At 65.1% G+C, this 22,164-nt stretch carries 21 protein-coding genes; 14 read left to right on the top strand and 7 right to left on the bottom strand.

Translation table 11 applies throughout. The features are described 5' to 3' along the window. Positions 1 to 156 precede the first annotated feature (156 nt). Entirely contained in the window at positions 157 to 1,209 is a 1,053-nt protein-coding gene (bioB, locus tag QQL87_RS29665; RefSeq protein WP_284422426.1) for a biotin synthase BioB, read from the bottom strand. Between the two features lie 121 nt (positions 1,210 to 1,330). Between bioB and QQL87_RS29660 the strand changes: the two genes are divergently transcribed. Continuing rightward, positions 1,331 to 1,966 carry a GntR family transcriptional regulator gene (locus QQL87_RS29660; RefSeq protein ID WP_284422449.1) on the top strand — a complete coding sequence of 212 codons (636 nt, stop codon included), beginning with the start codon at positions 1,331 to 1,333 and terminating at the stop codon, positions 1,964 to 1,966. A gap of 491 nt (positions 1,967 to 2,457) precedes the next feature. Next, entirely contained in the window at positions 2,458 to 3,570 is a 1,113-nt protein-coding gene (locus tag QQL87_RS29655; protein ID WP_284422427.1) for a hypothetical protein, read from the top strand. A gap of 175 nt (positions 3,571 to 3,745) precedes the next feature. On the opposite strand, the gene QQL87_RS29650 is transcribed toward QQL87_RS29655, so the two are convergent. Then, positions 3,746 to 4,876 (bottom strand): sterol desaturase family protein, encoded by a 1,131-nt coding sequence (locus tag QQL87_RS29650; protein WP_284422428.1) that lies wholly within the window; start codon positions 4,874 to 4,876, stop codon positions 3,746 to 3,748. Positions 4,877 to 5,125: 249 nt separating this feature from the next. On the opposite strand from QQL87_RS29650, the gene QQL87_RS29645 reads away from it, so the two are divergent. After that, positions 5,126 to 5,434, top strand: coding sequence for a hypothetical protein (locus tag QQL87_RS29645; protein ID WP_284422429.1), 309 nt, complete (start codon positions 5,126 to 5,128; stop codon positions 5,432 to 5,434). Between the two features lie 85 nt (positions 5,435 to 5,519). On the opposite strand, the gene QQL87_RS29640 is transcribed toward QQL87_RS29645, so the two are convergent. Further along, complete coding sequence (locus QQL87_RS29640; RefSeq protein ID WP_284422430.1) at positions 5,520 to 6,011, bottom strand: CBS domain-containing protein; 492 nt, start codon at positions 6,009 to 6,011, stop codon at positions 5,520 to 5,522. Between the two features lie 511 nt (positions 6,012 to 6,522). Between QQL87_RS29640 and QQL87_RS29635 the strand changes: the two genes are divergently transcribed. From QQL87_RS29635 to soxA, 8 genes are all read left to right on the top strand, one after another. Next, entirely contained in the window at positions 6,523 to 7,920 is a 1,398-nt protein-coding gene (locus QQL87_RS29635; protein ID WP_284422431.1) for an MFS transporter, read from the top strand. A 137-nt stretch (positions 7,921 to 8,057) separates the two neighbouring features. Next, positions 8,058 to 8,507, top strand: coding sequence for a (2Fe-2S)-binding protein (locus QQL87_RS29630; RefSeq protein ID WP_284422432.1), 450 nt, complete (start codon positions 8,058 to 8,060; stop codon positions 8,505 to 8,507). A gap of 10 nt (positions 8,508 to 8,517) precedes the next feature. Then, the gene (locus QQL87_RS29625) at positions 8,518 to 10,701 is read left to right on the top strand and encodes a xanthine dehydrogenase family protein molybdopterin-binding subunit (RefSeq protein WP_284422433.1); all 2,184 of its coding nucleotides are present in this window, start codon (positions 8,518 to 8,520) and stop codon (positions 10,699 to 10,701) included. 55 nt (positions 10,702 to 10,756) lie between these two features. Next, a complete protein-coding gene (locus QQL87_RS29620) occupies positions 10,757 to 12,034 on the top strand; it encodes an NAD(P)/FAD-dependent oxidoreductase (RefSeq protein WP_284422434.1) in 1,278 nt (425 codons plus the stop codon). Next, complete coding sequence (soxX, locus tag QQL87_RS29615; protein WP_284422435.1) at positions 12,018 to 12,464, top strand: sulfur oxidation c-type cytochrome SoxX; 447 nt, start codon at positions 12,018 to 12,020, stop codon at positions 12,462 to 12,464. Before QQL87_RS29620 ends, soxX begins: the two co-directional genes overlap by 17 nt. 6 nt (positions 12,465 to 12,470) lie before the next feature. Further along, a complete protein-coding gene (locus QQL87_RS29610; RefSeq protein WP_284422436.1) occupies positions 12,471 to 12,956 on the top strand; it encodes a SoxY-related AACIE arm protein in 486 nt (161 codons plus the stop codon). Then, a complete protein-coding gene (soxZ, locus tag QQL87_RS29605) occupies positions 12,956 to 13,276 on the top strand; it encodes a thiosulfate oxidation carrier complex protein SoxZ (protein ID WP_284422437.1) in 321 nt (106 codons plus the stop codon). Before QQL87_RS29610 ends, soxZ begins: the two co-directional genes overlap by 1 nt. Next, positions 13,273 to 14,049 carry a sulfur oxidation c-type cytochrome SoxA gene (gene soxA / locus QQL87_RS29600; protein ID WP_284422438.1) on the top strand — a complete coding sequence of 259 codons (777 nt, stop codon included), beginning with the start codon at positions 13,273 to 13,275 and terminating at the stop codon, positions 14,047 to 14,049. Before soxZ ends, soxA begins: the two co-directional genes overlap by 4 nt. A 327-nt stretch (positions 14,050 to 14,376) precedes the next feature. Here the strand turns inward: soxA and QQL87_RS29595 are convergent, their stop codons facing one another. Beyond that, positions 14,377 to 15,336: a LysR family transcriptional regulator gene (locus QQL87_RS29595; RefSeq protein WP_284422439.1), complete on the bottom strand. Its 960-nt coding sequence runs from the start codon at positions 15,334 to 15,336 to the stop codon at positions 14,377 to 14,379. A gap of 102 nt (positions 15,337 to 15,438) precedes the next feature. Between QQL87_RS29595 and QQL87_RS29590 the strand changes: the two genes are divergently transcribed. The 3 genes from QQL87_RS29590 (at position 15,439) to QQL87_RS29580 (ending at position 17,004) form a co-directional block, all read left to right on the top strand. Further along, positions 15,439 to 15,876, top strand: coding sequence for a DoxX family protein (locus QQL87_RS29590; RefSeq protein ID WP_284422440.1), 438 nt, complete (start codon positions 15,439 to 15,441; stop codon positions 15,874 to 15,876). A gap of 62 nt (positions 15,877 to 15,938) precedes the next feature. Continuing rightward, on the top strand, positions 15,939 to 16,406 hold the full coding sequence (locus tag QQL87_RS29585) for a DsrE family protein (protein WP_284422441.1): 468 nt from the start codon (positions 15,939 to 15,941) through the stop codon (positions 16,404 to 16,406). A 106-nt stretch (positions 16,407 to 16,512) separates the two neighbouring features. After that, positions 16,513 to 17,004 (top strand): TlpA family protein disulfide reductase, encoded by a 492-nt coding sequence (locus QQL87_RS29580; RefSeq protein WP_284422450.1) that lies wholly within the window; start codon positions 16,513 to 16,515, stop codon positions 17,002 to 17,004. Between the two features lie 59 nt (positions 17,005 to 17,063). Here the strand turns inward: QQL87_RS29580 and QQL87_RS29575 are convergent, their stop codons facing one another. From QQL87_RS29575 to QQL87_RS29565, 3 genes are all read right to left on the bottom strand, one after another. After that, complete coding sequence (locus QQL87_RS29575) at positions 17,064 to 18,719, bottom strand: regulator (protein WP_284422442.1); 1,656 nt, start codon at positions 18,717 to 18,719, stop codon at positions 17,064 to 17,066. Between the two features lie 107 nt (positions 18,720 to 18,826). Beyond that, positions 18,827 to 19,513, bottom strand: coding sequence for a cysteine hydrolase family protein (locus tag QQL87_RS29570; protein ID WP_284422443.1), 687 nt, complete (start codon positions 19,511 to 19,513; stop codon positions 18,827 to 18,829). A 576-nt stretch (positions 19,514 to 20,089) separates the two neighbouring features. Continuing rightward, positions 20,090 to 21,523, bottom strand: a complete 1,434-nt coding sequence (locus QQL87_RS29565; RefSeq protein ID WP_349817302.1) for a COG3904 family protein — start codon at positions 21,521 to 21,523, stop codon at positions 20,090 to 20,092. Positions 21,524 to 22,164: the final 641 nt, after the last annotated feature.

Raw genomic sequence — 22,164 nt, 5'->3', positions numbered from 1 at the left:
CTCTCTCCATGAACACGCCTCTCATGGCCGACAGGGGCTGTGCGGTGCCGCATTCGAAGCTCTCCCTCATGGTGAGGAGCGCCGCACATGCGAGCGAGCCGTCGCGAATAGTCGAAATGGCGGCGCGTCTCGAACCATGAGGCCCCCAATGCTGCATCACGCAATGACTGACCGATACGCCGCTTCGCTTGCATCACTTGGCGCACCCGCGCGCGCCGCCAACGACGACGTCATGCCGAGTCGCGCGAGCAGATCGGCATCGCGCGCGGCTTGCGGATTGGCGGTCGTCAAAAGCACGTCGCCGATGAAGATCGAATTGGCGCCGGCGAGCAGGCACAGGCTCTGCAGTTCGTCGCTCATGTATTGCCGCCCCGCCGACAGCCGCACCACGCTCCCAGGCATCATGATCCTGGCCACCGCGATCAGTCGCACCAGCGCAATCGGATCCGGCCGCGCGGCGGTGGCGTTGACCGGCACGCCCTTGACCTCGTTCCACAGGTTGACCGGCACGCTGTCGGGATGCTCGTCGAGATTGGCGAGCAGCACCAGCATGCCGAGCCGGTCGTCGACCGCCTCGCCCATGCCGATGATGCCGCCGCAGCACACCTTGATGCCGGCGTCGCGGACATGCGCGAGCGTGTCGATGCGGTCCTGCAGAGTGCGCGTGGTGATGATGCGGTCGTAGAATTCGGGCGAGGTGTCGACGTTGTGGTTGTAGAAGTCGAGCCCGGCGTCCTTGAGCCGCTGCGCCTGCGGCGGGGTCAGCATGCCCAGCGTCACGCAGGTTTCCATGCCCAGATCCTTCACGGCGCTCACCATGTCACAGACCTGATCGAGGTCGCGGTCCTTCGGGCTGCGCCACGCCGCGGCCATGCAGAAGCGCTCGGCGCCGGCCTGTTTCGCACGCCGCGCCGTCGCGACGACAGCATCATGATCCATCAGCCTAGTCGCCTTCAGGCCGGTGTCGTAATGCGCGCTCTGCGAGCAGTAGCCGCAATCCTCCGGACAGCCGCCGGTCTTGATGCTGAGCAGGCTCGCCGTCTCGACCCGCGAGGGATCGAAATGCCGGCGATGCACCGACTGGGCGCGGAACATCAAATCCGGGAACGACAGCCCGTACAGCGCCTCGGCCTCGGCCCGAGTCCAGTCGTGACGAACGGGATCGCTCTCCTCGCGCTGCCCCTGCGACCCTCCAACCAACTCTGCCATGCTCAAACCTCGCGCAAGATATAGATTATTTTATCTATTATCTATAATACATCCCTATCGATGCACCGTAGCCGACGTGTTGTTGCCCTGCACGCGCTATTTTGATAGATAATCTATGACCATGTCGGATGAGAATTTCACCACCGTCCAGCGCATCGCTGATGCCATCACCGAACGGATCGTCAGCGGCGCCCTGCCGCCGGATGCTCCGCTGCGGCAGGATCATGTCGCCCGCGAGTTCAGCTCGAGCCACGTGCCGGTGCGCGAAGCGTTCCGGCAGCTCGAGGCGCTCTATCTCGTCGTCGCCGAACCACGGCGCGGCGTGCGGGTGGCACCGCTCGATGCGAAGTCGACCAAGGAGATCGTCGAGATGCGGGTCGCGCTCGAAGTCGTGGCACTGCGCAACGCCGCGCCGCGCTACACGCCGACGCATCTCGCCGCCATCGAGCTGGCGCTGATCGAGGCCGACAATGCCGAGACGATTTCGGAGTTCGAGACCGCCAACCGCGCCTTCCACCGCGCGCTGGTCACGCCCTGCGCGATGCCGCGCCTGCTGGCGAGCCTCGATGGACTGCGCCTCGCCAACTCCCGTCTGGTGCTCGCCATGGCCCGCAACGCCGGCTGGCGCCCGCGCACCAACCAGGATCACCGCCTGATCCTGCAGGCGCTGCGCGCCCGCCAGATCGGCCACGCCTGCGAGCTGCTGACACGGCACAACCAGACCATCGAGCGGCTGGCGCGGCCGGGCGGCGCGTAGCGGCGCACAGAGACTCTGACGGTTACAATTGAGGGCCGCTCACGCCCGGCCTGCTCAGGGCCGTGACGTGAGGGGGCTGCAACCTGCCCCTACGTCACATCGATATGATATTCGGCTCGCCGGACGGCTACCTACTTGGTACACAAAAGTTTACAGCGGCGTGGGCCGCAACAAAGTTGAGAGTCCGCTTCGGATCCTAAGCCGATGTCGATCACGCGAGCATAGAATTGAACGAGTTTCGTCAAAAGCAACTAACGCTCCGGGAGCACTATCCAGATATGCGACTTCGATTTATCGTCTCCATCATACTATGTGCGACCACCTCTTACTTCAGCTGCCCAAGAGCGGCACACGCTGTCGAGTGGATCAATTGTATCGATCCGTACTACCGTAAACTGAATCTAGCGCCAGATGGCCAAGGCCCACTCGAACTTGCGAAGGTCACTTGCCAACGCATTCCGTTTGCACTGTTTGATTTCAAGCAGGTTGCCATGGTATCGCCGGACGGTCGCTTAGTCATGTACCTTCAGGGCGGCGGCGACTATTCGGCGGAACGGAAGGTGCTGAATGTCTCGCGGCTCGATGCGCGCGATAGCTGGAGCAGCTACGCGCTGAACATGGGCCCGTTGTGGCAATTCGGTCAGGCCGAGCACTCGGTACCGGCCTATGGATGGGCATCGGACTCGTCAGGCATCTGGACCGGGACACGGGAAAACATCGACTCCGGGGGAACCACCAGTTCGGGCTTGCAACCCGTGTTGATCTCCTTGCAGGACGGCAGCATCCGCAACTTTGCCCCACCGCGTCACAAGGCAGGCCCGCTGGACGGCCTCATGTGGGCGGACGGTGACGGCCTAGCTCTGGCTTACTTCGGAGCGAGAGGCCAGTCGTATCAGCCACAGCGTCACGACAGACATCCCACGTTTGCCATGATCGATGCAAAACGCGGCGTCGTGTTGGACACGCTTCCATTTGACGTCTTCGAACGACTTAAGGATGCCTATTATATCGCGAACGTGAACAACGCCGCAGTCACTCGACTGCACGATGGTCGGATGCGCGCCGTGCTGAGCGCTCTCGACCAGTGGGTCACGTGGACCCAAGGGGAGCCGCCGCGGATCCTGCCCAGTCCCTATCCCGATCGCGAGGAGGCCAACAACAAGATGTCGATCTCGCCGGACGGATCTCGCCTGCTCGTTGCGCGGCTCCGCTGCGACGAGGGCTACGATGAGACAGAAAAGCATTCTTCAAGAAGTCGTTTCTGGCCCCCTTGCAAGCCGGTCGAAACCGTCATTGCCGCACTGTTCGATGCCGACACAGGGCATCGGGTTTGGGAGGTTCGCGGAACCGTTCGTCGGCTCGATTTCTACCCGAACCCGGCCATCAGCCATGATGGGCGCTATGCGCTCATCGGACTACCCCCAGATGGGTCTAATCCTCTCCTGGGCTTGATATCAATGGACGATGGCCGGATCTTGCAGCGTTTCCACTCGCCAGGACCGGGATCGCTCAACTCCATGGGTTTCCTGGAGGGCGACAGTGGCGTATGGGTCCACAGCGAAGGCGTCACATCGCTTTATGACCTTCATACCGGCGTACAATAGTGCGGCGAACGGCCTTGCCGGCCTCAGCACTTCGGATCACGGGACTAAACGGTTGCTTAGTAAGGCGCGATGGCCTGAAGCACTGCTGAGAGCTATAGCCACCGACCGCTCTGCCCTCAGAATGAAGGGCGCCCCAAGCCAGGAGCATCCCCATGCAACAGCGATGCACGCCGCATCACGGATCCCGATGTTCGAGGAATTCCTTCACCGGCCCGACGAAGGGGTGCATGAACTGGCCGAGCATGCCGCCGGGGATCGGCTTCACCGTACCGTATTTCACTGGCCAGCGATCTGCGGGCAGGTGCCAGGTTCCGCCCAGCATATCGAACAGCGGCGTGTGGGCCGCGTAGTTCTTGTCGAGGGCCTCGGCGTCCGAGGCGTGGTGCCAGTGATGGAATTGCGGCGTGACGATGATGTAGCGCAGCCAGCCGACATCCATCTTGATGTTGGAATGGATCAGCACCGACTGTACGGAGATGAAAATGAGATAGGCGAAGATCGTATCCTGCGGGAAGCCGAGCAGGACGATCGGCACAAGCACCAAAGCGCGCGTTGCCAATGGCTCGAAAAAGTGGAGGCGCGATCCCGAGAGCCAGTCCATGTGTTCGGGCGAATGATGCACCGCATGGATACGCCACAGCCAAGGCACCTCGTGATAGGCGCGGTGGGAGACGTATTCGACGGCATCGGCCGCCAGGATCACCAGCACGAAGCGGACGATCGCCGGCAGGGCCACGACATGCGCCTGCAGGGACGGGCTGATCGCCCAGGCGAACGTGTCATGGGCAAAATGCGTCGAGACCACCAGGAAGATGCCGACCAGCAGGTGGTTGACGCCGAAATAGGCGAGATCGAGTCTCCAGCCGGGACTGAGCGGCCCTTGCTCCGGCCGCACCCGCGGAAAGATCCACTCGAGCAGCACGAACGCTGCGCCGGTGAAGAAGAGATCGAGCACCAGCCAGTCGAGGCCGAGGTAGACGCGCGGCTGGAGAAAATCCGGTGTCGGCACGTAGGGCCCACCCAGCAGCGTGGCGAGGAACAGCGCGCTGAGGCCGATCGCAGCCTGCAGCCGCGGGCCGCCAAGCACGATCCCGAGGACGCCGAGCCAGGCACCTACGACCATGGCGATCGCGAGGGTCAGGCGGAGCAGTTCGACGTCGTAATGGACCCGCAGTTCGGGTGTCGTGAGAAAGGCGGGATAGCGCAGGCATAGCACCGCAGCGACGCTGAGCACGCCGATCGCGGCGCAAAGCGAACTGCCGATGCGCCCTTCGCCGATCCGCGGCCTCGAACTGTCTTGAGCCATCGACGGCCTCCCAACAAGGATTCTTGAGCGCGTAAGCATAGGCGCGCGAGGGTTTTTCAAAATTCAACGGCTGGGGTATGTGGATAGTCGATAAGCGTTAAAATTGCTGGAAGTCGAAATCCCGTTTGGACCAATTCCAGACGATGCGCTGCAATCTCTCAAGCTTTCTTAATTCTGGTAGATGCTGTTTTACGCGCCGCGCAGTAGGTAAGGGCGACTGGCGGATAAACGATTTTGGCTGAGTGTGCGATGTTCGACGACAATGTAACGATTAAAATCTTGCTCGCGTTCGTGGCGGCCGCCGCTACGGCACTCCGACTCGTGCTCGCCGACGGAAGAACGCGGCGTTCGCAACCAAGATTGTCGTTCGCTGCCGATACATGGGCAACAGAGAAATTTGGCATCTGGTGGGCAGGAAGAGGAGTGATGGTTTTGGCAATCTTCGCCGCCGGGATCTGTTTTGCCTTTCTCGGTACGGGAAGTTCTGCTGGTTCCTTGATCCTCTCGGGTTTTTCAGTTGTGGGAACCGCCCTGGAATTTATTCGTAGTAAAATGTAGCTGCAAGCTTCCGCCGACGATCCCATGTCCGCTTCGGTTCAGAAGCAGACATACGTGCGGGAAGCCGCAGCACTGCCGTGGTCTGTCACCCCCCGGGGCCGTCCTTCAGGATGTAGCCCATCAGGTCGTCCACATTGTGCTCGAGATCCCGGATGATGTTCTTGACGACGTCGCCGATCGAGATCACGCCCACGACCTTGCCCGCGTCCAGCACCGGCAGATGGCGAAAGCCGCGCTGCGCCATCATGGCCATGCAGGCGTCCAGCGGATGGTCCGGCTTGACCGTCACCGGGTTGGCCGTCATCACCTGGTCGACCTGCGTCTGCTTCGCATCGAGTCCGGGCAGCAGCACCTTGATGGCGCAGTCCCCTTGGGTCACGATGCCGACCAGCACGTCGTCGTCGATGACCAGCACCGACCGGACCCGGTTGTCGCGCATCTGGCGCAACGCTTCGACGACCATGTCGCTGGAACGAACTTGGAAAAGGGCGCTACTTTTCTGGGCCAGAGCGATTCTGACTGTGCTCATCGATGTTCTCTTGCGCTCCCTGGTCTGTGTCGCCTTGACGGTCTGCATGGAAGCGTAGCCGAAATAGGTGGCCGCGTCAGCATTGCGTCGTCGCCGACGCATGCCAGCGATGGTGCGCTGCGGTGTGGCCGCAGATGAGCCGCGAGCCGGGACTGATGGAGAGGAAGCACACTCCCTCCCCTCGTCGTTCCGGGGCGCGCGGAGCGCGAGCCCGGAACCCATACTCACAGGATGCCGTGTGAGGCACCCTCGTGGTCCCACCTCGCCTCACAACGTCTCCCTGTGGTTATGGATTCCGGGCTCATTCGCGCTGCTTCAAAACGGCTGCGCCGTTTTGCGCGCGAATGCCCCGGAAGGACGGAGCAATGCAGCAGCAGCATTCCAGATATCGGCGTGTGTGTCCGCGGACGGAGGCACGGCGAGATTGGCCATACGCGGTCGCCCCGCCCCGCAGCCCCGCGCATAAGCCCATGCGCGCGTGACGGCTGGGGCCCTCGCCCGCTCCCGTGTACATGCAGTTGCGTACGGCGCCCGCGAACCAAAGGTCTCCAAAGTCCACATGTCCAACCGCCACCACGCGACCAAGCATGCCAGCGACGGCGTCGATGGACTGCCCGCCAGCCAGCGCCCCTGGGCGATCGCGGCGATCTTCACCGCGCTGTCGATGGCCTCGCTCGACGTCGCCATCGCCAACATCGCGCTGCCGTCGATCTCGGCCGATCTTCACGTCTCCCCCGCCGAGGTGGTGTGGGTCGTCAACATCTACCAGATCGCGCTGGTGGCAACCCTGCTGCCGCTCGGCGCGCTCGGCGAGATCGTCGGCCATCAGCGGATCTATCTCGGCGGCCTTCTGCTGTTCACCTTGGCCTCGGTCGGCTGCGCGCTGGCGTGGTCGCTGCCGACGCTTGTCGTCGCCCGCGCCCTTCAGGGTCTCGGCGCCAGCGGCATTATGAGCGTCAACACCGCGCTGGTGCGCTACGTCTATCCCGGCAAGATGCTGGGCCGCGGCCTCGGCCACAACGCGCTGGTGGTCGGCATCTCCTTCACGTTCGGCCCGACCATTGCGTCAGCCATCCTCTCGCTCGGCTCCTGGCCATGGCTGTTCGCGATCAACCTGCCGTTCGGCCTGATCGCGATCGCGATCGGGCTGAAGATGCTGCCATCAACGCCGCGCGCCGATCACGGCTTCGACTTTCTCGGTGCCGGGCTCGCGGCGCTCTGCCTCGGCCTGTTCATCACCGGGATCGGCAGCGCAGCCCATGGCGCGACGGCTTACATGGTGGTGGCGGAACTGGTCGGCGCGCTCGTGCTCGGCATCATCCTGACGCGACGCCAGGCCGATCATCCGGCGCCGATGCTGCCGATCGACCTGTTCCGCCGCGGCGTGTTCGCGCTGTCGGCCGCGACAGCGGTGTGTTCCTTCTCGGTCCAGGGCCTCGGCTTCGTATCGCTGCCGTTCTACTTCGAGGACATATTGCAGCGCTCGCAGGTCGAGACCGGGTTCTTCATGACCCCGTGGCCGCTCGCGGTGACCATCATGGCGCCGATCGCCGGACGGCTGTCGGACCGCTTTCCCGCCGGCCTGCTCGGCGGCATTGGCCTCGTGATGCTCGGGTCCGGCATGGCGCTGCTCGCGATGCTGCCGGAGGATCCGAGCATAGCGAACATCGTCTGGCGCATGCTGATCTGCGGCATCGGGTTCGGCTTCTTCCAGGCGCCGAACATGAAGGCCATCATGTCGAGCGCTCCGCCGCATCGCAGCGGCGGCGCCAGCGGCATCGTCGCCACCGCGCGGCTGACCGGACAGACCACGGGGGCGGCGCTGGCCGCGCTCTGCTTCAGCCTCGCCGGCCGCGAGGGCGCCACCCTGGCGCTCGCGCTCGGCGCGGGTTTTGCCGCGCTCGGCAGCGTGATGAGCTTCCTGCGGCTTGCGGTTGCACCACCGCGCGGTTCGTGAGACCGAACAACAAACAACCCCAGGCCATCACAAATCTTCCGCGACGCAAACGCATATTCTTGATTTGAACGTTGCAAACGTTCGCGCCACAGTGCGGCCCTCAGTTCAACTGGCGAGTTGAACGAAAGGGATCTGCGATGGCAAACCTGACGATCAATGGAAAATCCTATACTCTCGATGTCGAGCCGGACACGCCGCTGTTGTGGGCGATCCGCGAGAACGCCGGCCTGACCGGCACCAAATATGGTTGCGGCATCGCACAATGCGGCGCCTGCACCGTGCATCTCGACGGCACCGCCGTGCGCTCCTGCGGGATCACCGTCTCCGAGGCGGTTGGCAAGCAGATCACCACGATCGAGGGGCTCGCGAGCGACAACGGCCTGCACAAGGTCCAGCAGGCCTGGCTCGAGAACGACGTTCCGCAGTGCGGATATTGCCAGAGCGGGATGATCATGGCCGTCGCGGCGCTGCTCAAGGACAATCCGAAGCCGAGCGATCAGGACATCAACGACGCCATCACCAACATCTGCCGCTGTGGAACCTTCGCGCAGGTGCGCGAGGCGATCCACGCCGCCGCGAACGCCTGAGGAGGCCGGCATGAACCAGCATGTGACGCCGCGTCTCAACCGCCGGTCCTTCGTCGTCGGCGCCGCCGCGCTCGGCGGCGGCCTCGCGCTCGGCCTCGACATTCCCTTCGGCGGCCCGCAGATCGTGCGCGCCGCGGATGGCTCACCCGAGGTCAACGCCTGGGTCGTGATCCGGCCCGACGACACCGTCGTGATCCGCATCGCCCGCTCCGAGATGGGGCAGGGCTCGCTGACCGGTCTCGCCCAGCTCGTCGCGGAAGAGCTCGCCTGCGACTGGAGCAAGGTGACGACCGAATATCCGACGCCGGGCCAGAACGTCGCCCGCAAGCGCGTGTGGGGTGATTTCTCCACCGGCGGCAGCCGCGGCATCAGAAGCTCGCAGGACTATGTCCGCAAGGGCGGCGCCGCCGCGCGCATGATGCTGATCCAGGCCGCCGCCGATGAGTGGAAGGTTCCGGTGGCCGAATGCACCGCGGCCAACAGCGTCATCTCGCACAAGGCCTCCGGCAAGACCACGACCTACGGCAAGGTGGCCGAAGCAGCCGCGAAGCTGACACCGCCGGCCGACGTCAAGCTGAAGGACCCGAAGGACTGGACGCTGATCGGCAAGGGCGTGAAGCGGCTCGACACCGCCGACAAGGTGACGGGCGCCATGATGTACGGCGCCGACGTCACGCTGCCGAACATGCTCAACGCCGCGATCAAGGATTGCCCGGTCACCGGCGGCAAGCTGAAGAGCTATGACGAGGCCAAGATCGCCGGCATGAAGGGCGTCAAGAAGGTGGTCGCCATCGACGGCACCGCGGTCGCCGTGGTCGCCGACACCTGGTGGCACGCGAAGACCGCGCTCGATGCGCTGCCGATCGTGTGGGACGAAGGCGAGAATGCCAAGGTGTCCTCGGCCTCGATCGGCAAATGGCTGGCGGAGGGCCTGGAGTCCGGGCCCGCTTACGTCGGCAACGAGAACGGCGATGCCAAGGCGGCGCTGGCAAGCGCGGTGAAGAAGGTCGAGGCGGTCTACAACTATCCCTATCAGAACCACGCCACGATGGAGCCGATGAATGCGACCGCGGTCTATACGGCCGACCGCTGCGAGGTGTGGTGCGGAACGCAGAACGGCGAGGCGGCGTTCGCCGCGGTGCTGGAAGCCTCAGGGCTTCCGGCGGAAAAGTGCGAGGTCCACAAGCTGATCCTCGGCGGCGGTTTTGGCCGGCGCGGGCAAACTGATTACGTCCGCCAGGCGGTGAAGATCGCCAAGGAGCTGCCGGGCACGCCGGTCAAGCTGATCTGGTCGCGCGAGGAGGACATGACGCATGGCCGCTATCACCCGATCACGCAGTGCAAGCTGACCGGCGGCTTTGACGCCGACAACAATTTGACCGCGCTGCACATGCGCATCTCCGGCCAGTCGATCCTGTTCAGCCTGCGTCCCGAAGCGCTGGTCAACGGCAAGGATCCCGCGACCTTCCAGGGGCTGGCGTCCTCGGGCGAGGCCACGATCGGCTACTCGGTGCCGAACCTCCTCATCGAACATTCGATGCGCAACCCGCACATCAATCCGGGCTTCTGGCGCGGCGTCAACGTCAACCAGAACGCGATCTATCTCGAATGCTTCATGGACGAGCTCGCCGCCGCGGCCGGCCAGGACCCGCTGGAGTTCCGCCGCAAGCTGATGAGCAAGAACCCAAAACATCTCGCGGTGCTCAATGCGGTGGCCGAGAAGATCGGCTGGGGCTCCGCGCCGCCCGAGGGCGTGTATCGCGGCCTTGCCCAGCTCCATGGTTACGGCAGCTATGTCGCCGGCGCCGCCGAGATCTCCGTGATCGACGGCACCAAGATCAAGGTCCACCGCATCGTCGCCTCGACCGACCCGGGCTATGTCGTCAACCCGGCGCAGGTCGAGCGGCAGATCGCGGGCTCCTTCGTCTACGGCCTGTCGGCGCTGTTCTATGGCGGCTGCACGGTCAGGGACGGACGCATCGAGCAGACCAATTTCGACAGCTACAACTCGATGCGCATCGCCGAGATGCCCAAGGTGGAAGCGATCATGGTCCCGAGCGGCGGGTTCTGGGGCGGCGTCGGCGAGCCGACCATCGGCGTCGCCGCGCCCGCAGTGCTCAATGCATACTTCGCCGCGACAGGAAAGCGCATCCGCTCGGTGCCGCTGCGCGACCAGAACATCACCTTCGCATGATCAGCGTGACGGCGGCTGTTGGGAACAATGGCCGCCGCCGTGCTATTGCAAGACCATGACGATGTCTCGGCCGCGCACGCGCAGAGAGGTCGGCGGCCTGATCGCGGCGAGCGCAGCCCTGATCGCCGCCCCAGCCGTGCTGCGCGCGCAATCCGCGGCACGCGTGATCGTGATCGGCGGCGGCTTCGGCGGCGCCAGCTGCGCCCGCGCGCTGCGCCAGGCCGACAGCAGGCTCGACGTCACATTGGTCGAGGCCAGCAAGACCTTCACCTCGTGCCCCCTGAGCAATGAGGTGATCGCCGGCCTGCGCGACATCGGCGCCCAGCAATTTGGCTACGACCGCATCGCCGCCGAAGGCGTGCGCGTCGTGCTGCAGGCGGCGACCGCGATCGACGCGTCCGCGCACAAGGTCACCCTCGCCGACGGCACCACCCTCGCCTACGACCGTCTCGTGCTGGCGCCGGGCATCGACATCGATTTCAGCGCGTTGCAAGGCTACGACGAGGCGGCCTCCGCCGTGATGCCGCACGCCTATAAGGCCGGCGAGCAGACGCTGTTGTTGCGGAAGCAGATCGACGCGATGGCCGACGACGGGACGGTTGCGATCGCCGTGCCCGCCAATCCGTCGCGCTGCCCGCCGGCGCCGTACGAGCGCGCCAGCCTGATCGCGCATCATCTGAAGACGCACAAGCCGAAGTCGAAAGTGCTGATCCTCGATGCCAAGGACACCTTCTCGCAGCAGAAGCTGTTCGAGCAGGCGTGGAACGAGCTGTACCCCGGCATGATCGAACGCATCCCGCTGTCGCAGGGCGGCCGCGTCACCGGCGTCGACGTGGCCACGCGCACCGTGATCACCGAGTTCGGCAACTACACGCCCGATGTCGCCAACATCATCCCGCCGCAGAAGGCCGGCCGCATCGCTGTGATCGCCGGCGCTGTTGACCGCACCGGCTGGTGCCCGATCGAGGCCGCGACCTTTGCCTCGAAGCTGGTCCCCGATGTCCACGTCATCGGCGATGCCTGTCTCGGCGGCGGCATCCCGAAATCAGCCGGCGCGGCGCAGGCGCAGGGCAAGGCGTGCGCGGCCGTGATCGCGCGTGATCTGACCGGACGGGCGTCCGAGCCACCGCCGTTGACCGGCGTCTGCTACAGCACCGTCGCGCCGGACTACGCGTTCTCGTTGTCGGGCGTCTACCAGCCCAAGGGAGACCTCTTCGCGGAGGTCGAAGGCGGCCGGACGAGTCCGCTCGACGCGCCGCCCGCCGCCCGGGCAGCCGAGGTGGAGGCCGCAACGGCCTGGTTCAAGGCGCTGACCCATGATGCCTTCGGCTAGCCGGCTCATCGCGATGATCATCGCCGCCCTGCCCGCGGCCACCGTGGCGCAGACGCTCGCGCCCTATGCGATCAGCGGCGACGGCATCCCGGACTCCCTCACCGGCCAGCCCGGCGACGCCACGCGCGGCCTCGCGCTCGTGCTCGCGCGCAGCTCGACCTGCATTCTCTGTCATTCCGGCCCGTTTCCGGAAGCGCGCTTTCAGGGCGATCTCGCGCCGACCCTCGCCGGCGCCGGCAGCCGTTCCACGCCCGCGCAGCTCCGGTTGCGGCTGGTCGATGCCTCCAGCATCAATCCGGAAACGATCATGCCGTCCTATTACCGCATCGACGGCTTCGCGCGCGTCGGTTCCGCCTGGCGTGACAAGCCGATCCTGTCGGCGGAACAGATCGAAGACATCGTCGCCTACCTCGCGTCCTTGCGAGAGTGAGCCCATATGGACAGCATGTTCGCACCCTCCCACCTCTCGCGACGCCACCTGCTGCAACTGGGAACGCTGGCCGCCGCCGGTGCACTGCCGCTGATCACCGTCCGGCCCGCCCAGGCCACGCCGGCGATGCTGGCGTCGGCCATCCGCAACCTCGTCGGCGAAGCCAATATCAAGGTCGGCAAAATCCGGCTCGACATCCCGCCGCTGGTCGAGAACGGCAACACCGTGCCGATGACGGTCAGCGTCGATCACCCGATGACGCCGGAGAGCTACGTCAAGAGCATCCACGTCTTCAACGAGAAGAACCCGCAGCCCAACGTCGCCAGCTTCCATCTGTCGCCAGCGGCCGGCCGCGCCCAGGTCGCGACCCGCATCCGGCTCGCCGACACCCAGAAGGTGGTCGCGATCGCAAAGCTCTCGGATGGCTCGTTCTGGTCGGCGACGGTCGACATCATCGTGACGCTCGCCGCCTGCACCGAGGAGATGCCGTGATGGCTGCAGCCCTGGTCAACGTTCCCGCGAAAGCCAAGCGCGGCGCGGTCATCGAGATCAAGACGCTGATGAGCCACGTCATGGAAACCGGCTATCGCCACACCGCGGCCGGCGAGGTGGTGCCGCGCGACATCATCACGAGCTTCATTTGCCGGTTCAACGGCACCGAGATCTTCCGCGCCGATCTGTTTCCGGCGATTGCAGCAAATCCCTTCCTGTCGTTCTTCACGACCGCGAGCGAAAGCGGCCGCTTTGAGTTCGAATGGATCGGCGACAACGGCTTTGTGGCCAACGCCACGGCGTCGATCACGGTCGAATGATGCGGCGAGCTCTGTTCGTGCTGGCTCTGCTCGGCGCAGCGCTGCCTGCCGCGGCCGGCGAGATCGCACCATCCGAGCGCCGCTCCGGCTATGACTTCATGTCCTCGGACACCAAGGCGATGCAGGACGACGACACCGCCAATCCCGGCATGCTGTCGGTGCTCGACGGCGACACGCTATGGAATACGAAGGCCGGTGCGGCCAACAAATCCTGCAGCGATTGCCATGGCGACGTGTCCGTCAGCATGAAGGGCGCGACCGCGCGCTACCCCGCCTTCAATGCCACAAGCGCCACTCCGATCGATCTCGGCCAGCGCGTCAATCTCTGCCGCACGCAGCATCAGGAGGCCGCCCCGTTGGCTCCGGAGAGCAGCGAGCTGCTGGCGCTGACGGCGCTGATCGCAAAGCAGTCGCGCGGCATGCCGATCATCGCCGGCGACGACGCGCGACTCGCGACGTCCATCGCGCGCGGCCGCGAACTGTTCTTCCAGCGCGAGGGCCAGCTCAATATCGCCTGCAGCAATTGCCACGACGACAATGCGGACAGGCATCTCGCAGGCTCGGCGATCACGCAAGGACAGCCCACCGGTTACCCGATCTACCGGCTGGAATGGCAAGGCATGGGCTCGCTGCAGCGGCGCATCCGCGGCTGCATGACCGGCGTCCGCGCCCAGGCTTTCGACTTCGACGCAGCAGACATGATCGCGCTCGAACTCTATCTGATGTCGCGCGCGCATGGCATGAAGATGGACGCGCCAGCGGTGCGGCCGTGAGGATCGGGCTCGCGATGAAGCGCGGCAAAGACAGGATCACTTCGCTGCTCGAGCGCGCCCTCTCCACGCGTCATTCCGGGGCGCGCGCAGCGCGAGCCCGGAATCCATAACCACGAGCCGTCATTGGACGAAGACAAGCGCCACGGGCAGCCTCTGGCCTCATGACGGCCTGTGGCTATGGATTCCGGGCTCATTCGCGCTGCTTCAAAATGGCTTCGCCATTTTGCGCGCGAATGCCCCGGAATGACACCGGGGGATGTTGGAAGCGCTGGACCAGGAACAACAATCAGTTCAGCACGGACTCATCCCAAAACCGTCCTACCCGCATCACGGCCCGAGCTTCCGCCCCTTCCTTGCACCCGCTGCCATCGCGTCGATTGCAGCCGCCGGGCCTTCCGAGGCCTGCTTCATCAGCGGATCGGCGGCGATGAAGTCGATGAAGGTGCGGACCTTGGCGGAGAGATATTTGCGGCTGGGATAGACCGCCATCAGCGGCGCCTTGATCGTCAGCGCCTCCGGCAGCACGGTCTCGAGCCGGCCCGCGGCGAGATCGTCGGCCATCAGCCAGCGCGGCAGCACCGCCATGCCCATGCCGGCGACGGCGGCATGGTGCAGCAGGGTCTCGTTGCCGCTGATCAGCACGTCCTTGAAAGCCAGCGCGACCTCGCCCTCGGGTCCGGACAGCGTGATCGTCCGCAGCGGATACAGCGCATATTTGAGCATCGCGTGACCTTCGAGATCGGCCAGCGTCGTCGGCCGCCCGGCGGCGGCGAGATAGCTCGGCGCGGCGACCAGCTGCATCAGGACCTGCGGCAGCGGACGCGCGATCAGCCCATCGCCCGGCGCCGCGGAGACACGCAGCGCCAGATCAAACCCCTCGTCGACGAGGTTCACCAGCCGGCCGCTGAGATCGAGATCGATCACCACGTCCGGATAGCGCGCGCGATAGGCTGCGAGCATGCCGGCAAACAGCGGATTGGCGAACCACACCGGCGCGCTGACTTTCAACGTGCCGCGCGGGATCACGGTCGCCTTGCTGACGACGGCCTCTACCTCCTCCAGCGTGTCGAGCATCTGCCGCACCTGGTCGAAATAGACCTGGCCGGCCTCGGTCAGGCCGACCCGCCGGCTGGTGCGGTTGAGCAGCCGGGTCGACAGCCGCTGCTCGAGCTGCATCACGTGCTTGGAGGCCATCGCCGGCGACATGCTCAGGCGGTCGGCCGCCGCGGCAAAGCTCTTCAGCTCGGCGACCTGGCAGAACACCCGGATACTGACCAGCGTATCCATCCGTCATCAACCCACAGGAAATGATCCTTCAACGATAAGCATAATGATCAAACGAGAGGAAATCATCAATCTTCGGTCTCCAGTTCATCTTGGAGACCGCCCATGTCCAGCGCCGCATCGACCACCGACCTCGCCCCACTCCAGCCCTCGCTGGCCCTCCGCATCGGCCTGTGGGTCGCCCAGACCCTGCTTTTCCTCCTGTTCTGCTTCGCAGGCGTCACCAAGGTCTTCACGCCGATCAAGGAGCTCGCCCAGATGATGCCGTGGGCCGGCGAATATTCAGTGGCCTTCGTCCGCACCATCGGCCTGATCGATCTGGCCGGCGGGCTCGGAATTCTGCTGCCGTCCCTCACCCGCGTCGTGCCGCGCCTGACCGTGCTGGCCGCGATCGGCTGCGCCACGCTGCAGGTGTTCGCGTTCGCCTTCCACCTCTCGCGCGGCGAAGGCGCAGTCACGCCCTTGAACATTCTGCTGCTGGCGCTGTCGCTGTTCGTGCTGTGGGGCCGCAACAGCAAGGCGCCGATCGCGCCGCGCGGCTGAGCCGGCCCTTCCGGTGCCGGCCACCCAGCGCCGGCGCATTCCGCGCTATGAAGGAAGCCATGATGAGCGAACCGATTCCTGACGTGTCGCGCCGTGGCCTCCTCGCTGGCGCGACGGCCCTCGGCGTCCCAGCCCCCGCCGTGCCGGCCGTCGCCCAGCGGCGCGCCGGCATCGTCGTGCTGATCGACCGCAACGACCCGCATGTGATGGGCCACGCCATCAGCTACACCGCCAACCTCTCCAGGCATTTCGCCAGCAAGGGCCAGGTCGCGCCGCCGATCGAGGTGGTCGCCAACGGCTCGGGCATCGACGTTTTCCGCGCCGACAAGTCCCAGCTCAAGGAGCCGCTGGCTGCGCTGCGCCAGATGTATCCGAACGTCGTCTTCAGCATGTGCGCCTCGTCAAAATCGATCGCGGAGAGCAAGGAGAACGTCACGATCGAGCTGATCGATGGCGCGAAGCTGGTGCCGTTCGGCATCGGCCGCATGGTTGAGTTGCAGATGAAAGGCTGGGCCTACGTCCATGGCTGATCAGAGCGCGCATCCGTCGCGGCGCCGGCTGCTGCAGCGAAGCATCCTGCTCGGCCTGGGCCTGATGCTGCCCGGCCAGGCCGGTGCGCAAGTGCCGGACCCACCGCTGTTCGGCGCCGGCCGCAGCCAGTTCGTTCTGGTGCGCCCGCGCAAGGCGCTGCCGCCGTTGCGGCTGCAGGACATGACCGGCAAGGACGTGATCCTGGCGCCGAAGCCCGGCCATGTCACCCTCGTCAACCTCTGGGCGACCTGGTGCGCCGCCTGCAAGACCGACCTGCCGATGCTCGCCGCACTCGACAAAGCCCAGCTTCACGGTCTCGACGTCTGGACCATCTGCGCCGACCGCCGCGACCTCAAGACCATCCGCCGCTACGCCCAGGAGACGGCGATGCCCCGCCTCTCCTTTGCCGATCCGCATGCACAGGCGACGCATCCGACCGATCCGGAGTCCTCGGTGTTCGCGCTGCCGGCGATGCCGATCACCTATCTGATCGGCACCGGCGGCCTCATCGAAGGCTACATCACCGGCGCGCCAGAATGGATGTCGCCGGCCGGCCAGGCGCTGCTGCGCTACTATCTCGATCTGCCGGCCGCCTGACGCTCCAAAGCAAAACCGGCGGCAGAGCCGCCGGTTCGCCTGTCCATCAATGTTGCGAACTATTCCGCCGGCGCGGCATGCATGTCGGCATGCGGCACGTAGCTCTCGGACATGCCCATCCGGCCGAGCGAGAACAGCCCGCCCGCGACCACGGCATAGGCCAGCGCCACCGCCGGCGTGACGCCGAACCCGCCGCCAATGCCGACCGCCTCGCCGTGCATGAATCCGAAATAAGTCATAACCGCGCCGGCCAGCGCGAACGCCGCCGCTTTGGTGAAGTCCCGTTCGATCACGAACACGCCGATCGCGCCGAGCACGAGGCCGGCGAGGATCGACCCGCCGCCCATCACTTCGAGGCCATGATACAGCACGCCCTGCTGCGGGAGTGCCGCGATCGCAGCCGTCTTGACCGCGTCAACCTTGTCGGCGGCGAGGCCTCCCACGCTCTGCGCCGCCGTCACCGTCGAGGCCAGCATGGTGTCGATCTGCAGCTTGGCCCAGGCGGCGAGATGCGGCGTGAAGGCGAGCACGATCGCCGGCGCATGCTTGACCGGCGTGGTCTGGAACGCCTGCGCGCCGATCAGCATGCCGATGTAGAGCAGGATCGGCGAGATCGCGACCACCGGCACCAGCGCCAGCAGCACCGAGATGATGCCGAGCCAGGACAGCACGATCACCATCAGGCCTGTTGCCGCCGAGTAGCCGATCCGGCCGCCCATCGCCTTCCAGCCGGGATGGCCGATATAGACCGCGTTGATGAACGGGTTGCCCATCATGCAGCCGATCAGGCTGACGATGCCGTCGGCGGTCAGCACGCGCGTGGTCGGATATTCATCGCCGGCCGCTTCCGCGCTCTCGACGTTATCCATCGCCTCGACGAGGTCGTAGATGCCGAACGGGATCGCGGTCACCAGGATGATGCCGAGATATTCGAAGCCGGAGAACACCGTGCCGAAGGCGGGCAGCGGCACCGAGAAGCCGAAGCTCGCAAAGGCATCACCGACGCCCTTGACGCTGAGGCCGCCGAGACCGAGGCCGAACAGGTTCGAGCCCCAGGCGATGATCATGCCGACCGCGATCGCCACGAGGCCGGCCGGCAGCCCCTTCGGATATTTCACGCCGCCGAACCAGCTGACCAGGATGATGGCGAAGCACACCAGGCCGATCTGCGGCGTCATGTACATCTCGAGCGCCGGACGCATCGAGATGAAGGTGACGGAGACGCCCGCCAAGGTGCCGAGCAGCGCCGCGCGCGGCGTGATCTTGCGGATGTAAGGCGCAACGAAGCCGCCGATCATCAGGATGAAGCTCTGGAAGAACACCCAGACGAGGCCGGCCGACCAGCCCTTCAAGGGATCGCCGGTCTTCAAGGTGATCGGCAGCATGATCACGAAGGTGACGATGAACATGTGCGGGACGCTGACGCCGGACGGCAGCGCGCAGACGTCGGTGCGTCCGGTCTTCTGCGCCAGGCGGTAGGCGAGGAACGCGTAGTAGAAGGTCGACAGGCACATCATCAGGCCAAGCGCCGGCAGGATGCGGCCGAACACCAGGCTGTCCGGCATCTTCAGCACGAAGCGCAACAGCCCGGTGAGGACCAGCATGTTGACGAGGATGTTGGTGCCGAAACCGAAGAACGCGTTCCAGTCTCCCTGTGTCCAGAGCACTGGCTTGAAATCTGCTTTGACCGAGCTTGCCGTCCCGCTTCCGCTCATCGCCTTGCTCCCCTGTTGCCTGCAGCGACTACATCGTCGAACTCATTGGTCTCTACGCTTGGCTCTCAACACTTGGCTCTCAAAACTTGGCTCTCGAGATCTCGCTTTCAGCTCATGGCTTTCAGAACCGCGGCCGACTCGGCGACCCAGCCGAAGATGCCGCCCTGCGCCTTGATCATCTTCAGGCCCATCTCGTGGAATTCCGGAAAGTAGGACGCGCAGCCGTCGGACACGACGACGCAGCGATAGCCGCGATCATTGGCCTCGCGCACGGTGGTGTTGACGCAGACCTCGGTGGTGACGCCGCACACCAGCAGATTTTCGATGCCGTGATGCTTCAGCACGTCGCCCATCTCGGTCGCGTAGAACGCGCCCTTGCCGGGCTTGTCGATCACCACCTCGCCATCGATGGGATAGAGCGCGGGAATGATGTCGTGCCCGGCCTCGCCGCGAATGAGGATGCGCCCCATCGGGCCGGGATCGCCGATGCGCAAAGACGGCGCGCCGCGCTCGACCTTGGCCGGTGGTGCGTCAGACAGATCCGGCTCATGGCCCTCGCGCGTGTGGATCACCAGCATGCCCGTCTTGCGCGCCGCCGCCAGCACGCTGGCGATCGGATCAACCGCCCGCGCCAGTTGCGACACGTCGTTGCCCAGCGTCTCGCCGAAGCCGCCCGGCTCCATGAAGTCGCGCTGCATGTCGATGATGACGAGCGCGGTCCTGGACAGATCGAGCGCGATCGGCTCCGGCTCAGCGATGATCGTTGCGGTTGCCGATGCAACTGGGTTCGCCATGTCAGCCGCCTGCCTCCCCACGAGAATGCGTCGCAGAAGACGAAGCAAGCGCTGTGCCATTGTGTACAATGCGGCGGACACCGACGGCCGTGATGAAGGATAAACTAATTCAATGAGTTGCCGGAGATCGCCGAGACTGCCCGGTTACTGAGCAGGTTTGCGACGGGCGGCAACAGCTCATTTCGTGAGCTGCCATTGCATGCAACGTCAACGATGCTGCATTTCCGTGCGCCACAGCGAGTGCCACCGCCCCAAGCCTCCCTTTCCACTTACTCCAGGCTGAGCACCAGTTATTCCCGCTGTTCGATCACATGATCGAAGCGAACGAGTCATGCAGGTCTTGCTGCCGTGCATGTGCCCGGCCATCTCGAACCTTCCGCCCGGCGCCCACGCAACATCCGTTATTGGTGACAATCTGGGGTCACCGGCCATGCGCGGGCAAGGCGGCTTTTGACCCGAAGCAGATCCCGAATTGTTCCCATGCTGTTGCGAGCAGTCGCAGCGCTCGACATCGATGATTGCTGGATTGGCGGCGGCGCCATTCGAATTTCTGCGCACGCGTTCCCGTATCACCGGTCAGCGCACGGGCTGAGCGGCGAAGGCTTGCGGCCAGGGAATCTGCTGCCAGGGCACGGGTGAGACGACAGGCTGCGGAGCCGTTTTGGGCGGCGGGCAGGTGTCCACCAGCAACTTCAGGGCGTTCTGCAGGCCGTCGCCGTCGACCGGGATTGTCGCGTCGTCTGCACGCGCGACGGTCGATGGGCCCTCCATCAATTCGGCAGCCGACGCCGCCAGTGCCCGCGCCTGGCCGAAGTCGAGCAACGCGCCCCACGTTTCACCGCTGTCTGATCTGCGCGGCGGCGAGAGGAAGTTCAACCGGACCTCCCGGCTCACCAGCGCCAGCGATGCAGATCCGGCGCCGGAGGGCGCATTGCGCTCGACATCGAGCTCGAAACGGTCCTGATTGAAGCAAACGAGCCGAAGGCGCGTGGCGCGGAACGAGGCCTCGCCTTCCTTGCGGACGAGAATGGTCTTGGAAGCGACGCCGCGATCGACGACCTCGAACATCCAGGGACTCTCGATCCGCTCGCGCCGATCGAGCGCAAAGCGCGCGATCTCCTCGCGCGTCAGGTTGCGCATGCCCTCGAAGGGCACGGAGCGCGACACGGTCCACAGGCGCGGATCCGCGCCGAGCTCGCTGATATAGTCGAGCACCATCCGGTCCAATCGTGCCATGTCCTGCTGCAACGCCTGTCCGCGCACCTCGTCGGTCGGCAAGCCGCCGGTGTAGTTCCGGAAGACGCGCGGCGCATGCACCGCGAGCGTTGCATCCGGGGCGATCTCGCGGATGGGCGCGCCCAGGATCAGGAAGGGACAGGCCGAGTCGCACATCGCCCCGCGCGTCCAGACCTCGCCGTGCAGCTCGCGCCCGGACTGCTTGAGCCTGGTGCAGGTCTCGCCGTCCTGGGTCTCGAAGCCGCACTCCCGCAACGTGGTGCGGCCGACGCGAACCACGGCCTTGCGCTCGCGCAGAAGGGTGCCGATGGCGAGCGCCTGCTCGAGAATGCCGCCCGGAGAATTGAAGTAGATCGGCAGCTTGCTTTCGCCGATCTGCTCCATGAACTTGCGGAAACGCGCCGCCGCGCCGAGGTCGATCGTGCCCTCGGCCGCGATCCAGCTGTCGCAACCCGCGCCACAGGCATCGGCGGTGCCTCTGACGAGGGCAAACGAAATCGGCGCGAAGGCATCGGCCGCCTGCAGTGACGTTCGCGCGGGACGTGCGGCCAGCTTTATCTGTGCGGCGGGCTTCGTCATCGCAGCCAGCTTGGTCGCCGCCGGCGCGGCTGCAAACGACGCACCACTCGACAGCACGAACCCGAGCAGCACTGCCGCGACGCAAATGCCACGGCGCCAACAAACAGAGAAAGGCGTCTTCCCTGCAGACACCATTGTCAACACGTCCCCATGCCCCAACACACGAAGTTGTATCATATCGGCCCGCCGCGGCAACGCGAAGCAATCGGTGTTGGCTGACGAGCTGAAACGGATTGCACGCGTCCTGGACGTCAGCGTTGACGACCTGATCTCCGACGAAATTTTCCCGTGACCCGCTGCGAACGGCTGCGGCGCCGTAAGCGGCTTAAAACCTCAACGAGCACGTCAAAATTTGTGAAGGGTTTCGGATGCCGCCGACCGCCCGTGTCCGCGACCAGGCCGATCGAGCCCCCTGCGTGGCTACCGATAAAATTAAAGCACTTGCGTATTTTCAGAAATCATGATCATCTGCGCGCATCCCGCCTCACCGCAGAGGGGCGTTGCGCGCGATCGTCACGACACGCGAGGCGGGGATGCGATGGCCGTGGGAGCTCGCAGCATGTCCTTGTCGGGCGTGCGGACGAACGAGCGCCTGCGGACGTGAAGTCGCAGCGTCCTGATACCCCGACGCTGGTATCAAGCCGCGATGGCACGGATGTGCCGCGTGGCGATGGTGGCCAACAAGCCCGGCGCACCAGGGAGACTGCGTATAAGCGTGAAGACCATCGCGCAGGGAATGCCGGCTACGGCTGCACCTGTGGTACCTGCCGCCTGCATTTTCTTCCGCAGGCGGGCCATGGGTGAGGCCTTCACCCGGCATTCCCTGCGCCCTCTGC

Source organism: Bradyrhizobium sp. SSBR45G (assembly GCF_030159255.1).
Taxonomy (GTDB): Bacteria; Pseudomonadota; Alphaproteobacteria; order Rhizobiales; family Xanthobacteraceae; genus Bradyrhizobium.
Note: the sequence above shows the minus strand (reverse complement) of the source record. Positions and strands in the feature narration are given on the sequence as shown.